Annotated in this window: 14 protein-coding genes; 11 read left to right on the top strand and 3 right to left on the bottom strand. The window is 71.0% G+C overall.

Annotated elements, in window-relative coordinates; all coding sequences use genetic code 11:
• Nucleotides 1-1,307 (bottom strand): glutamate decarboxylase (locus tag LQV45_RS08040; protein WP_230006539.1); only part of this gene is annotated, 1,307 nt, incomplete at its 3' end.
• 89 nt (nt 1,308-1,396) lie between these two features.
• On the opposite strand from LQV45_RS08040, the gene nucS reads away from it, so the two are divergent.
• The 4 genes from nucS to LQV45_RS08020 all read left to right on the top strand — a co-directional run bounded on the left by nucS (nt 1,397) and on the right by LQV45_RS08020 (nt 6,178).
• Nucleotides 1,397-2,089, top strand: coding sequence for an endonuclease NucS (gene nucS, locus LQV45_RS08035; protein WP_138174074.1), 693 nt, complete (start codon nt 1,397-1,399; stop codon nt 2,087-2,089).
• A 67-nt stretch (nt 2,090-2,156) separates the two neighbouring features.
• Nucleotides 2,157-2,876 carry an HAD hydrolase-like protein gene (locus tag LQV45_RS08030; RefSeq protein WP_230006538.1) on the top strand — a complete coding sequence of 240 codons (720 nt, stop codon included), beginning with the start codon at nt 2,157-2,159 and terminating at the stop codon, nt 2,874-2,876.
• Entirely contained in the window at nt 2,869-4,074 is a 1,206-nt protein-coding gene (locus tag LQV45_RS08025; RefSeq protein ID WP_230006537.1) for a hypothetical protein, read from the top strand. Before LQV45_RS08030 ends, LQV45_RS08025 begins: the two co-directional genes overlap by 8 nt.
• Nucleotides 4,075-4,114: 40 nt before the next feature.
• Entirely contained in the window at nt 4,115-6,178 is a 2,064-nt protein-coding gene (locus LQV45_RS08020) for a bifunctional lysylphosphatidylglycerol flippase/synthetase MprF (protein WP_230006536.1), read from the top strand.
• 37 nt (nt 6,179-6,215) lie between these two features.
• Here LQV45_RS08020 and LQV45_RS08015 read toward each other — a convergent pair whose 3' ends face one another.
• Entirely contained in the window at nt 6,216-6,422 is a 207-nt protein-coding gene (locus tag LQV45_RS08015) for a cold-shock protein (protein ID WP_076492588.1), read from the bottom strand.
• Between the two features lie 315 nt (nt 6,423-6,737).
• On the opposite strand from LQV45_RS08015, the gene LQV45_RS08010 reads away from it, so the two are divergent.
• Both LQV45_RS08010 and LQV45_RS08005 read left to right on the top strand, forming a co-directional pair.
• On the top strand, nt 6,738-7,355 hold the full coding sequence (locus tag LQV45_RS08010; RefSeq protein WP_230006535.1) for a GntR family transcriptional regulator: 618 nt from the start codon (nt 6,738-6,740) through the stop codon (nt 7,353-7,355).
• 60 nt (nt 7,356-7,415) lie between these two features.
• Nucleotides 7,416-7,844: a hypothetical protein gene (locus LQV45_RS08005; protein ID WP_230006534.1), complete on the top strand. Its 429-nt coding sequence runs from the start codon at nt 7,416-7,418 to the stop codon at nt 7,842-7,844.
• 10 nt (nt 7,845-7,854) lie between these two features.
• Here LQV45_RS08005 and LQV45_RS08000 read toward each other — a convergent pair whose 3' ends face one another.
• The gene (locus LQV45_RS08000) at nt 7,855-8,385 is read right to left on the bottom strand and encodes an endonuclease/exonuclease/phosphatase family protein (protein WP_230006533.1); all 531 of its coding nucleotides are present in this window, start codon (nt 8,383-8,385) and stop codon (nt 7,855-7,857) included.
• Between the two features lie 25 nt (nt 8,386-8,410).
• On the opposite strand from LQV45_RS08000, the gene LQV45_RS07995 reads away from it, so the two are divergent.
• From LQV45_RS07995 to LQV45_RS07975, 5 genes are all read left to right on the top strand, one after another.
• Nucleotides 8,411-8,692, top strand: coding sequence for a metal-sensitive transcriptional regulator (locus LQV45_RS07995; protein WP_228162000.1), 282 nt, complete (start codon nt 8,411-8,413; stop codon nt 8,690-8,692).
• Between the two features lie 17 nt (nt 8,693-8,709).
• Nucleotides 8,710-9,012 carry a heavy-metal-associated domain-containing protein gene (locus LQV45_RS07990; protein ID WP_230006532.1) on the top strand — a complete coding sequence of 101 codons (303 nt, stop codon included), beginning with the start codon at nt 8,710-8,712 and terminating at the stop codon, nt 9,010-9,012.
• Nucleotides 9,009-11,228: a cation-translocating P-type ATPase gene (locus LQV45_RS07985; RefSeq protein ID WP_230006531.1), complete on the top strand. Its 2,220-nt coding sequence runs from the start codon at nt 9,009-9,011 to the stop codon at nt 11,226-11,228. Before LQV45_RS07990 ends, LQV45_RS07985 begins: the two co-directional genes overlap by 4 nt.
• Before the next feature lie 20 nt (nt 11,229-11,248).
• Nucleotides 11,249-13,315 (top strand): heavy metal translocating P-type ATPase, encoded by a 2,067-nt coding sequence (locus LQV45_RS07980; RefSeq protein ID WP_230006530.1) that lies wholly within the window; start codon nt 11,249-11,251, stop codon nt 13,313-13,315.
• A gap of 123 nt (nt 13,316-13,438) precedes the next feature.
• Nucleotides 13,439-13,865, top strand: a 427-nt coding sequence (locus LQV45_RS07975; RefSeq protein WP_230006529.1) for a hypothetical protein, incomplete at its 3' end; no start/stop codon positions are given.

Genomic DNA, 13,865 nt, shown 5'->3' with positions numbered 1-13,865 from the left:
AGCTCGGCCATGTCGTGACTGAGGCCGAGGCGCACCACGATGCGCTGGACGACGAGATCCTGCATGTTCTCGGGCATCGGGTAGGCGGGCACGAGCCAGCCGCGCATGCGCAGACGATCGGCGAGATCGAACAGGTCCCAATTGCGCTCACCCGGCGCCAGCTTCCAGGCGAAGACGGGGATGGTGTCGCCCCGGCTCACCAGGTCGAACGGCTCCATCTTCTCGATCTCCGAAGACAGATAGGTGGCGACGTCGATCGAGTTCTGCTGCACGATGCGGTAGCCCTCCCGACCGAGGCGCAGGAACTGGTAGTACTGCAGCAGCACTTGGGCGCCGGGGCGCGAGAAGTTCAGCGCGAGAGTGGGCATATCGCCGCCGAGATAGCTGACGTGGAAGATCAGGCTCTCGGGGCAGGCGGCCGTGTTGCGCCACACCACCCACCCCACCCCGGGATAGACGAGGCCGTACTTGTGGCCTGAGGTGCTGATGGAGTTCACGCGCTCGACGCGGAAATCCCACACCAGATCGGGCTGACAGAACGGCGCCACCATCGCCCCCGAGGCGCCGTCGACGTGGATCTTGATGTCCCAGCCGTGCTCGGCCTGGATCTCGTCGAGCTTCGCGGCGATCTGCTCGACCGGCTCGTAGAGGCCGGTGTAGGTCTGACCGAGGATCGCGACGACGCCGATGGTGTTCTCGTCGACGTACTTCTCCAGCTCGAAGCCGTCGAGCACGAGGTGCTCCTCGGAGACGGGCACGTAACGGGGCTCAACGTCCCAGTAGTTGCAGAACTTCTCCCACACCACCTGCACGCCGGCCGAGAGCACGAGGTTCGGCAGCCCGGGCGGCTTGCCCTCGGCGGAGCGACGCTCCTGCCACAGACGCTTCAGCGCGAGACCGCCGAGCATGCAGGCCTCGGAGGAGCCGATCGCCGAGGTACCGATGGTGTCGTCGGCGTCGGGCACGTTCCACAGATCGGCCAGGATTCGCCAGCAGCGATCCTCGATGGCCGCCGTGGCGGGGTACTCGTCCTTGTCGATCATGTTCTTGTCGGCGGCCTCGGCGTAGAGCCGCTTCGCGTTGTCATCCATCCACGTCGACACGAAGGTGGCGAGGTTCAGGCGCGAGTTCCCGTCGAGCATGGCCTCGTCGTGCACCAGCTGATAGGCGGTGTCGCTCGACATCATGTTGTCGGGCATCTCGAAGCGCGGGAGCGTCGTGGCCTCGCCGGGCTGCGCGAAGACCGGGTTGATCAGGCGTTCGGTCGAGCTCGGCTTCTGCTGGGCATTGCGGAAGAGTTCGGACATGGTCTCGCATCCTGTTCGTCGTGTGGACGCTAGCAGGTGAGTGACGACCGACGACCTCGCGTGAGGGCGCTTCTTGGGACAATGGAGCCGTGCGCCTCGTCATTGCCCGTTGCTCCGTCGACTACTCCGGTCGACTGAACACGCATCTCCCCCTCGCTACCCGTCTCGTCATGATCAAGGCCGACGGCACCGTCGCGTTCCATCGAGACGTGCAGCACGCCCCCCTCAACTGGATGAGCCCGCCGTGCACGCTCACCGTCGAAGAGCCCGAAGAGGATGCCGCGAGCGTCGGCGTCGTCGAGCAGTGGCGCGTGACGCACAAGAAGTCCGGCGACGCGCTGGTCGTGAAGATCTACGAGGTGCTCCACGACAGCACCCACGAACTCGGCGTCGACCCCGGCCTCATCAAAGACGGCGTCGAGGCCGACCTGCAGCGACTCCTCGCCGAGCAGGTCTCGGTCGTCGGCGACGGCCTCACGCTCGTCCGCCGCGAGTACCCCACCGCGATCGGCCCCGTCGACCTGCTGCTGCGCGACGACAACGGCGGCACGATCGCGATCGAGGTCAAGCGTCGCGGCGACATCGACGGCGTCGAACAGCTCACGCGCTACCTCGAACTGCTCAACCGCGACCCGCTCCTGGCGCCGGTCACCGGCGTCTTCGCCGCCCAGGAGATCAAGCCCCAGGCCCGCGTGCTCGCGACCGATCGCGGCATCCGCTGCCTCACCCTCGACTACGAGGGGATGAAGGGCACCGAATCGGGCGCTCCGCGGCTGTTCTGACTCCGGTCTCGTGCGGTTCGTCATGGCGCGGGGCTCGTGCCGCGAACCGCCGGGTAGCGTGGAGGCCATGCCCGTGCGCTCCCCCTGGTCGTGCGTCCTCTGGGACGTCGACGGAACCCTCGTCGACGCGTCCGAGGGCATCCTCCGGCGTCTGACGATCACCCTCGAACACTTCGGGCGGAAGCCGCCGACGCGCGGCGAGCTCTCGCACTGGATCGGGCCGCCGATGTTCGAGTCCTTCCAGGTGAACGTCGGCATGACGCCTGCCGAGGCGACCGAAGCCGTCACCTTCTACCGCGGACTGAACAAGAGCGAGGGCTACACCGGCAGCGCGCAGCTCTACCCGGGCGTCGCCCAGCTCGTCCACGATCTGCACGCGGCCGGGATTCCGCAGTCGACCGCGAGTTCGAAGCCCGAGGTGCAGGTCGTTGCCCTCATGGACCACTTCGGTCTCGCCTCCTCGCTCGAGGCCACCGTCGGCGCGTCGCCCGACGAGCGCACGCTCAGCGCGAAGTCCGACATCGTGCGCGAAGCACTGCGGCGCCTGGAGGTGCGCGGCTACGACACCTCGCGCCCCGTCCTCATCGGCGATCGGCACCATGATGTCGAAGGCGGGGCGGATGCCGGTGTGCCGGTGATCTTCGTCCGCTGGGGCTTCAGCTGGCCGCACGAGGCCGACGGCGCCCAGGCCGCGGTGGATGACACCGACCAGCTGCGCGCGCTGCTCCTGGTGCCGGAGCCCGCGGCAGAGGAGCAGTTCGTCGCCGGTTCCCCCGACGGTGTCTGACATCGGCTGGACGCTTCCGGCGTCGCTCGCGCTGCTGGCGGCGCTCGTGGTCGTCGCGGTCGTCGCACTGATCGTCCGCGCACGCCGACGGTCTCCGAGAGCCGCCGCAGCCGCAGCCGCCGAGCGCACCGCCGCCGAGTCGGCGCTCTTGCGCCTGGACGACGCGGCGACCGACTTGGACATCGCCTTCGAAGCGGCCGACGTCCTCGGCGACGACGATGCGCCCACCGATCTGCGGCGAGCGCGGGCGGCGGCCCTGCGAGGGCGCGACCGTGGATTCGCCGAGGTCGCCGCCCTCGCGTCGTCGACGCGGCTCCCGTCCGATCGGCGCACCGACGCCGTGCGGCTGCGCGACGAGCTGGAACGTCGGATCACCGCCGTCGACGTATCCCGCGCCCGGCTGACGGCGTGGGCGGGAACGCACGGCAGCACCACCTCGCGCATCGTCGCGGCTCGAGCCCGACGCGAGGAGATCGCGCGCACGAGCGGCAATCCCGCACGGCTCGTCGCCGATGTGCGCGAGCGGTTCGACGATGTGGAGTGGGCGGATGCCGACCGCGCCGACAGCGAGGCACGGGCGGCGCTGGAGCGCGCCGACGCCGCGCTGGACGCCGCCGACGCCGCCGTCAACGACCCTGCCGTCGCCGAGCCGCGGGTCCTCGAGGCGACCGCGGCCCTGCGCCGGGCCGGGCGGATGCTGCGCGCGATCGAGGACGCGCACCGCATCGCACTGCAGGCCGCCGACAACGCGGCGGTCGAGATCGCCGCCGCCCAGGCCGAGATCGCAGCGGCGAGGGAAATCGTGCAGACCCGACCGGGGGCGTGCGCGCCCGATGCCGCCGAGCGTCTGGCCATCGTCGCGGCGGAGATCGACGCGGCTGCCGAGGCACTCCCCCGCCGCCCGCGCGCGGCGATCGAGACGGTGGCTCGTGCCCGCGAGGTGCGCGACGATGCGCTCGGCGCGGCGCCGAGCGCGCGTCAGCGGCTCGAGGCCGCCCGCGCCGCTCTTCCCGGCACCCTCGCGTGCGCCCGCGCGGCCGTCGCCGCGGCCGAGGCCTTCGCGGATGCGCCGACGATCGAGGTCCGACTCCGTCTCGACGCCGCTCGACGCGACCTGGCCGCTGCCCGCGCCGCCACCGATGCCTTCCAGGCCCTCTCCGCGGCTCGCGCCGCGTGGAGAGCCGCGGAGCACGGGTGAACGCGCCGCCCCGGCGCCACGGTGCCCTATCGTGAGCGTCATGGGGGAGAGATTGACCTTCCGTCGCGTCGCCGCCGTCGCCCGCCGTCTCCCGGCCACCGCCGCGCTCGTCGTCATCCTGCTCGCGGTGGGTGTGGCATCCGCCGGCTTGTGGTCGCCGTTCGCGGCCTCATCGCTGCACGACACCGTCGCCTACGGGCTTCCGGCACTGGAGGCCGGACGGTGGTGGACCCCGCTCACCGGAACGTTCTTCGTGTCCGTGCCGTGGCTCTATCCCGTGCTCATCGTGGGACTGGCCGGAATGGGGTATCTGGAGTTCCGTCGCGGATCACGCGTCGCCGCGGCCTACTTCGTCGGCGGACAGCTCGGTGCGGTGCTCCTGGCATCCGCAGTGCTCTGGGCGGCCGCCTTCCTCCCCTGGCCGTGGGCTCAGGAGCAGGCCACCGCGCTCGACGTCGGCCCCTCCCCCGGAATCGTGGTGTGCCTCGCGGCGGCGATCTCTCTGCTCCCGTCGCCGTGGCGTCTGCGCGCGTGGACCGTACTGGTGGCCGTGGTCTCGGTGGTCTTCCTGTACTGGGGATCGCTCAACGACCTCGAGCACGTGCTGGCCGTGGCCCTCGTTCTCGGCGTCGACCGGTCGTTGCGTCCCCAGGGGGTGTCGGTCCGAGAGCAGCGTCTGATCGCGTTCGTCGTCGTGTGCGCCCTCGGAGCGATCGACATCCTGACGTACCTCAGCCCGACCACCGGTCCGTTCGGCACGTCCGCACCGGTGTCGGGTTCGTGGGTCGACGTCGCCGTGAACACCGTCGTCGTCCTCGTCGTCGCCACCGGTCTGCGCCGGGGACGCCGATGGGCGTGGGTGCTCCTGGTGATCTACGGAGCGCTCAACGCCCTCCTGCTGGTCCTCCTCGGGGTGATCGTGCTGGCGATCGGTCTCGGTGGCATCGAGGGCACGATCGACCTCGACCTCTCGATCACGTTCGCGTCGTCCGTCACGTGGGTCGTGGCATCCGTCTATCTGATCCTCGTCCGCGGAGCGTTCCGGGCGCGACCACGCGCAGCGCTCGGCGACACGCCCGCCCCCGACGTCGAGGCCGTGAAGACCGAGCTCCGCGCCACCGGCGGCGGCACCTTGTCCTGGATGACGACGTGGGAGGGGATGTCGTACGCGCGCTTCGGCCGCGGGATCGTCGCGTTCCAGCGACGCTCGGGTGTCGCCCTCGCGCTCGGCGATCCGCTCGGCCCCGTGGACACGCGAGCCGACACCGTCCGGTCCTTCGTCGAGCGGGCCGAGAACGCCGGCCTCGCGCCGTGTTTCTTCAGCGCCGGCGACGCCACGCGGCAAGCTCTGCCGCCGGGCTGGCGCAGCATCGTCGTCGCCGACGACACGATCGTGGACCTTCCCGGGCTGCAGTTCACGGGCAAGGCGTGGGGCGCCGTGCGCACGTCGCTCAACCGGGCGGAGCGCGAGGGAATGACCTTCCGGCTGTCCCGCCTCGCGGACGAGAGCTGGGGCGTGCGGCAGCAGCTGCGCGCGATCTCGGAGAGCTGGGTGGGTGACAAGGGCCTGCCGGAGATGGGCTTCACCCTGGGGACGCTGCAGGAGGCCGGCGACCCCGAGGTGCGCGTCGCCCTCGCGATCTCACCGGCGGGCGACGTCGACGGGTTCTTGTCCTGGCTGCCGATCTACGGCGAGGGCGGCGTGCGCGGATGGACGCTCGACCTCATGCGGCGACGGGACGGCGGCTTCGGGCCCGTCATGGAGTACCTGATCGGCTCGTCGGCGAAGGCGTTCTCCGAAGAGGGTGCCGAGGTGATGTCGCTGTCGGGCGCGCCGCTGGCGCACGAGTATCCCGAGGATGCCGGGGCGATCGCCGATCTGCAGAAGCGGCTGTCCGAGATTCTCGAACCGGTCTACGGCTTCTCGTCGCTGCACCGGTTCAAGCAGAAGTTCCACCCGCGGTACGAGACGATGTACCTGCTCTTCCGGGACGAGGCCGATCTCACGCGAATCGGCGCCGCGCTGACCCGGGCGTTCCTGCCGCATGCGACGTTGCGACAGTTCGCCGCGGCCGGCCTGGACCTGGTCCGGCCGGAGCGCTGACCCGCGCCGCGCGCGGACGGCGCAGCGGCGGAGTCCCTCAAAGCGGTCGGATGTTCTCTGCCTGCAGGCCCTTGGGACCCTGCGCGACGTCGAACTCGACGCGCTGGTTCTCCTCGAGCGAGCGGTATCCGCCCGACTGGATGGCGCTGTAGTGAGCGAAGACGTCCTGACCGCCCTCATCCGGAGCGATGAAACCGAAGCCCTTCTCCGAGTTGAACCACTTGACCGTGCCCTGCGTGCTCATCGACGTGCCGTTCTGCGCTGTGCCGGCACCGAGCGCGCCGGTCACTGCCCACGCTAACGGCTGCCACCCGAGCCGCGCACGGGACCGTGACACAAACGTTGCACGCCGTCACGGGCGCGCTGCCCTTAAGCCCATACGACGCCCGGGCTGAGCAGAAGCTCGAAGCCCGGGCGTCGACGGATCCCCCCGGATATGTCACGCAAGGCGTGACGGCGATCACTTTACCTCCGCGAAAGCACTTCGCGCGACACGAAACCTATGAATTCCTGACTTATGACGGCGATGTGTGATAACCGACCGGCATAGACTCCGCGTGTGGACGCGCGGCGACAGCCTTCCGCCCTCGTCGACGAGGCGTATGCGGCCCTCGGCGAGGCGATCGTCGACGGGCGCCTTCGGCCCGGAGACCGGCTCCGTGACGTCGAGTTGGCGGCCCACATGGGCATCTCCCGCACGCCCGTGCGCGAGGCGCTGCAGCGCCTGCAGGCGATCCGGCTCGTCGAGGTCTCGCCCCACCGTTTCACCCGCGTGAGCACCCCGACGGCGCAAGAGATGTCGGACATGCGCGACTACGCGGTGCACATGATCGCGATGACGATGCACCTCGCCCTGCCGCGCTGCTCGGATGACGACATCGCCGAGGGAGTGCGTCTGTTCGGCGCCGTCGCGGACGCCGCCCGCTCGCAGTCGTCGCCCGCCTACGTCGACGCCGGCTTCGCCCTACTCGCCCACTTCACGCACGCGTCCGGCAACATCGTGTTGCGCGAGACGTTGCGTCAGACGGAGTTCGTCGTGCGGCGGAACCTCCAGGGGTGGATGTGCACCGGAGAGGGTGACTGCGACCAGCTGTTCGACGGACTCGCCGAGGCGATCCGAGACCGCGACACGGCGCGCTCCGCTCACCTCTGGCTCACGATGCACGGCCTCTACTGACGCTGTCGCGCCGAGCGCAAGGCATCCCGTCGCCGGCGACCGGCCCGATAACGTGACGCCATGACCCGCATCGAGCTCCGCGACCTCCGTGACGACGACCGGGATGCCGCGTACGCCGCGGTGCACGCGAGCGCATCGTCGTGGCCGCGCGGCACCTTCGCCGACCGCGGCGCCTTCGATGAGTGGGTGGACGGAGAGCTCGTCACGGCGCGCGCGATCGTCGACGGCGACGAGGTGGTGGGCCTCGCCGCGACGCTCGACGTGGACGGAGATCGCGAGGCGCTTCTGGCCATGACGCCCCGCAGGACGCGGGAGTCCGCGACCGAGGCGCTGCGCCTGCTCACCGCACTCGAGCCGGAGCGCCCGCTCTACGCCTGCGTCGCGGCCGACGACGACCCTTCCCACGCCGCTCTCGCGCACCTCGGCTTCGTCGAGCACGAGCGCGACGGCGACGACATCGTCTACGTGCTGCCGCCGACGCTGGAGTGACCCGCGCGGCTCACCGTCGCGCGAGCACGGCGACGACCGGACGGTGGTCGCTGCCGGCGTCGTCGAAGTCGGTGCGCACCTCGAATCCGCGCACGCTCCACGCCGAGCCGACGAGAACGTGGTCGATGGGCGCGGCGAGCACCGGCGGGAGGCGCACGGGCCACGTGCCCCGCGCCGCGGATCCCGCGTCCTGGGCGGCATCCCGGCACTCGCCGACCGTGCCGTCGCCCACCCCGAGACCCGAGAGGTGGTCGAGGCTGGCGTTGAGGTCGCCGGCGAGGATGACATCCGCTCCGACGCACTGCCGGGCGACCCAGTCGATCCCGGCGCTCCACTCGTCGACGATGAGCGGGAGCGGCGGGAGGGGATGGGCCGCGACGAGCGTCGGCCCGGTCCCGTCGGCCGGTCGCCAGACGCCGCTGGGAACGCCCGGCGTGGAGCCGGCGGTCGTGTCGAGCACGTAGGGCCCGAGGGCGTCGGAGATGAGGATCGAGGTGGGAACCGGAGACGGATGACATTTGGCCGACCGGCCCTCCTGCATACCCTAGGGGGGTATGGTATCGAGCATGAACGGGTACGACGGACACAAGGACGATCTGCAGAAGCGACTGCGCCGGATCGAAGGCCAGGTGCGCGGGATCGCGCGGATGGTCGATGAGGACAAGTACTGCATCGACATCCTCACGCAGGTCTCCGCCGCCACGAAGGCGCTCGAGACGGTCGCGCTGTCACTGCTCTCGGATCACCTCAGCCACTGCGTCGCGGAGGCCAGCGCGGAGGGCGGCCAGGTCGCCGCCGACAAGATCCGCGAGGCCAACGACGCCATCGCCCGCCTCGTCCGCTCCTGACCCCCGAGGAGAACACCATGAACGATCGCATCGACCTGGGCCTCCGCGACATCCGCGGCGGGGAGACCCCGGCATCCACTCCCCTCCCCGACGACGCCATCGTGCAGCACGTCGGCGTCACCGGGATGACGTGCGCGCACTGCGTCCGCAGCGTCACCGAGGAGATCTCCGAGATCGCCGACGTGCGGGGGGTGTCGGTCGACCTCCGCGTCGGCGACGTCTCGCGCGTCACGATCGCCAGCACCACCCCTCTCGACACCGCGCTCGTGCGCGACGCCGTGGAGGAGGCCGGCTACTCCCTCGCGGACGTGCCCGCATGAGCGCCACGGACGTCGAACTCGACATCACGGGGATGACGTGCGCCTCGTGCGCCACCCGGATCGAACGCAAGCTCAACAAACTGCCCGGCGTCGAAGCCTCGGTGAACTACGCCACCGAGAAGGCGCGCGTGCGCGGGTCCGACCTCGACCCCGCCGACCTCATCGCCACGGTCGAGGCCGCGGGCTACCGCGCCGAGGTTCCCGCTCCGCCCGCGGTCGCCGAGCCGGCCGACGACACGGTCGACCCCGAAGCCGTCGCCCTCCGCACCCGGTTGCTCATCAGTGCGGCGCTGGCCGTGCCGGTGGCGGTCCTGTCGATGATCCCCGTGCTGCAGTTCGAGAACTGGCAGTGGCTCGCTCTCACGCTCACGGCGCCGGTCGCGGTGTGGGGTGCGTGGCCGTTCCACCGCGCGGCCGCGGTCAACGCGCGCCACGGCGCCGTGACGATGGACACGCTCATCAGCCTCGGCGTCATCGCGTCCTTCGGTTGGTCGCTGTACGCCCTGTTCCTCGGCGGGGCCGGGATGCCGGGCATGACGATGAGCTTCACGCTCTTCGGTGCCCCCGAGGCGGGCGCCCACGAGATCTACCTCGAGGTCGCCGCGCTCGTGACCGTGTTCCTCCTGGCCGGGCGCTACGCCGAGGCGCGGGCACGCACGGCGTCGTCGAGCGCGCTGCGGGCCCTGCTGAACCTCGGCGCGACCTCGGCGACCCGTCTCGTCGACGGGCGCGAGCGTCAGGTACCGGTCGCGAGCCTCGCGGTCGGCGACGTCGTCGTCGTGCGGCCCGGCGAGAAGATCCCGTCCGACGGCCTGGTCGTCGAGGGAACGTCGGCGGTGGATGCCGGCATGCTCACCGGCGAGTCCACGCCGGTCGAGGTGACACCCGGCGCGCGCGTCGTCGGCGCGACGATCAACGTCGGCGGACGCCTCGTCGTCGAGATCACCCGCGTCGGAGCGGACACCGAACTCGCCCGCATGGGCCGGCTCGTCGAAGAGGCGCAGACCGGGAAGGCCGAGGTCCAGCGCCTCGCCGACCGGGTCTCCGCGGTCTTCGTCCCGGTCGTCATCCTGCTGGCCGTCGCGGCCTTCGTCGGGTGGCTCGTCGCCGGCGGGTCGCTGGAGCTCGCCTTCACCGCCGCCGTCGCGACGCTCATCATCGCGTGCCCCTGCGCGCTGGGCCTCGCCACCCCGACGGCGCTGCTCGTCGGGACGGGCCGCGGCTCGCAGCTCGGCATCCTGATCCGCGGTCCGCAAGTGCTGGAGCAGACGCGCCGGGTCGACACGATCGTCCTCGACAAGACGGGCACCGTCACGACGGGGCGCATGGCCGTGACCGACGTCCTTCCCGCCGAGGGCGTGAGCCGCGACGAGCTGCTCGCCGCCGCCGGGGCCGTCGAGGCCGCGTCCGAGCACCCGGTGGGGCGCGCGATCGCCGCGGCCGCGGGGAGTGTCGCGTCCGTGGAGTCGTTCGCCGCGCACGCCGGCCTGGGGGTCCAGGGAATCGTGGACGGTTCGGCCGTGGTCGCCGGTCGGCTGTCGTGGCTGCGGGATCAGTGGAGCGCGAGTCCGTCGGCATCCGGTCCGGATCTCGACGCTCTCGCCGAGCGCGCCACGATCGTCGCCGTCGCCCGCGACGGGCAGTACCTCGGCGCGATCGCGGTCGCCGACACCGTGAAGCCGACGAGCGCCGAGGCCATCGTGCGCTTCCGCCGTCTGGGGCTGCGACCGGTGCTGCTGACCGGAGACAACGCCGCGACCGCCGCGCGCGTGGCCGCCGAGGTCGGGATCGACGACGTCCGGGCCGAGGTCACCCCGGCCGAGAAGCTCGAGGTCGTCCGAGCGCTGCAGGCCGAGGGGCGGGTCGTGGCGATGGTCGGCGACGGCGTGAACGATGCCGCAGCCCTCACCGCCGCCGACCTGGGAATCGCGATGGGCGGAGGGACGGATGTCGCGATCGCGGCGAGCGACGTGACGGTCGTCTCGGGCGACCTGCTCGTCGTCGCCGACGCCGTCCGACTCGCGCGCCGCACCCTCGGCACCATCAAGGGCAACCTGTTCTGGGCATTCGCGTACAACGTCGCGGCGATCCCGGTGGCGATGGCGGGCCTGCTGAACCCGGTGGTCGCGGCCGCGGCAATGGCGCTGTCGTCGGTGTTCGTCGTCACCAACAGCCTGCGCCTGCGGCGGTTCCGCGCGGAGCCGTCCGCGCGCTGAGATCCAGAGAGAGGGATGCCATGACCTCGCACGACCACCACGAGCACACCACGGCGGCGACCCCCGCGCACGGCGGGCACTCCGCGCACGGGGACCACGGGGGCCACGCGGACCATGTCGCGCGGTTCCGCCGACTGTTCTGGATCATGCTGGTCTTCGCGGTGCCCGTCGCGGGGTTCTCCGCGATGTTCGCCGATCTGATCGGCTACGCCCTCCCGGACGCGGCCTGGGTTCGCTGGGTGTCCCCTGTTCTCGGCACCGTCATGTACGCGTGGGGCGGTGCGCCCTTCCTCACCGGAGCCGTCTCCGAGATCCGCAGCCGCGCCCCGGGCATGATGCTCCTGATCGCCCTGGCGATCACCGTCGCGTTCCTGGCATCCTGGGGCGCCAGCCTCGGCCTGCTGCACCACGAGCTCGACTTCTGGTGGGAGCTCGCGCTGCTGGTCGTGATCATGCTGCTCGGGCACTGGATCGAGATGCGCTCGCTCGCGCAGACCACCTCCGCGCTCGATTCGCTGGCGGCGCTCCTCCCCGACGAGGCCGAGCGGGTCGAGGGCGAGGCGACCGTGTCGGTCGCGCCCGCCGAACTCCGCGTCGGCGATGTCGTCGTCGTCCGACCGGGCGGGCGCGTCCCCGCCGACGGCCGGATCGTGCAGGGATCGGCGCGCTTCGACGAGTCGATGATCACGGGCGAATCCCGTGCCGTGCATCGCGACGAGGGCGACGCCGTGGTCGCGGGCACCGTCGCCACCGACTCCGGCGTGCGCGTCGAGATCACCGCCGTCGGCGACGACACCGCTCTCGCCGGGATCCAGCGGCTGGTCACCGAAGCGCAGGGTTCGACCTCGCGCGCCCAGCGTCTGGCCGATCGCGCCGCCGCCTGGCTGTTCTGGTTCGCGCTCGGATCGGCTGCGGCCACCGCGGCGGTCTGGACGCTCATCGGGATGCCGGACTCCGCGGTCGTGCGCACGATCACGGTCCTCGTCATCGCGTGCCCGCACGCCCTGGGTCTCGCGATCCCCCTCGTCGTCTCGATCGCGACCGAACGCGCCGCCCGTGGCGGAGTCCTGGTGAAGGATCGCCTGGCGCTCGAGAGCATGCGCACGGTCGACACCGTCCTGTTCGACAAGACCGGGACGCTCACGCGCGGCGAACCGGCCGTGACGGCGATCGAGGCCGGCCCCGGCACCGATGCCGACACCGTGCTCGCGTGGGCGGCCTCCGCCGAGGCGGACTCGGAGCACCCTCTCGCCCGGGCGATCGTGCGCGCCGCCGACGAGCGGGACCTCGCAGTTCCGGCATCCACCGACTTCTCGTCCTCTCCCGCGGTCGGAGTGCGGGCGGTCGTCGACGGCAGAGTGGTGCGCGTGGGCGGCCCCGCCCTCCTCGACGAGGAGGGCGCCGAGGAGCTGCCGGTCGCCGAAGAGTGGCGCAACGACGGATCGATCATTCTGCACGTGGTCGTCGACGGTCGCGCGGTGGGTGCCCTGCGCCTGGCCGACGAGATCCGGCCGGAGTCCGCGACCGCCGTGCGCGCGCTGGCCGACCGCGGCATCGAGGTCGTGATGATCACCGGCGACGCCCAGCCCGTGGCCGCCGCCGTGGCCCACGAGCTCGGCATCCGTCGGTTCTTCGCGGGAGTGCGCCCCGAGGACAAGGAGTCCACCGTCGCCGATCTGCTGGGAGAGGGGCGACGCGTCGCGATGGTCGGCGACGGCGTCAACGACGCTCCTGCCCTGGCGCGCGCCGACGTGGGGCTGGCGATCGGAGCGGGAACCGACGTCGCGATCGCCTCCGCCGGTGTCGTGCTCGCCAGCGACGACCCGCGCTCGGTGATCTCGGTCATCGAGCTCTCGCGCGCGAGCTACCGCAAGATGCGGCAGAACCTGTGGTGGGCGGCCGGGTACAACCTGATCTCGGTGCCGTTGGCCGCGGGCGTGCTCGCGCCGATCGGGTTCGTGATGCCGATGTCGGTGGGCGCGATCCTGATGTCGCTGTCGACGATCGTCGTGGCACTGAACGCTCAGTTGCTTCGTCGGCTCGACCTGCGTCCCGACTCCGTCGCCCCGGTCCGCGACATGCGATGAATCAGGGCGTGCGGAGGTCGGCATCCACAGTCGATCCATCGCAGGCGTCGTGTCCATGTAGCCTCGCGTCATGCTCACATCACCGCGAATCCCCAGCCTGGGGATCGCGCGGCGCGAGGGCTGATGCAGTACGCCTTCGTCGATGAGTCCGAGCCGAACGGCACTGGGCACGGCGGCCCGTACATCATGGTTGCGTCGATGCCGCTCGTGGAGGACTTAGATGATCTTCGGCAGCGTCTCATGCGACTCAAGCCTCGGCGCCAGAAGAAGTTGCACTGGTACGAGTCAGTCGACTCCGTGCGAGCGGCAACCATCGAGCTGATCTCCGAGATGCCGTTCATCCATTGGGCAGTGGTCGTCGAGCCACCGGGCAGCGACTCCGCAGAACGTCGGCGGCGCAGCTGCATGGAACGACTGTTCCACGAGGTGGAGGGACTCGAGGCCGTCGACCAGGTTGTGATGGAATCTCGCGGTCAGGCGGATGATCGGCGGGACATGAGGATGGTCTCCAACCTTCGAACCCGGCGGGTGATCACGGGTTCTATTCGGG

It is taken from the genome of Microbacterium sp. Bi128 (assembly GCF_918698205.1).
This window is presented reverse-complemented; position numbering and strand designations above follow the sequence as displayed.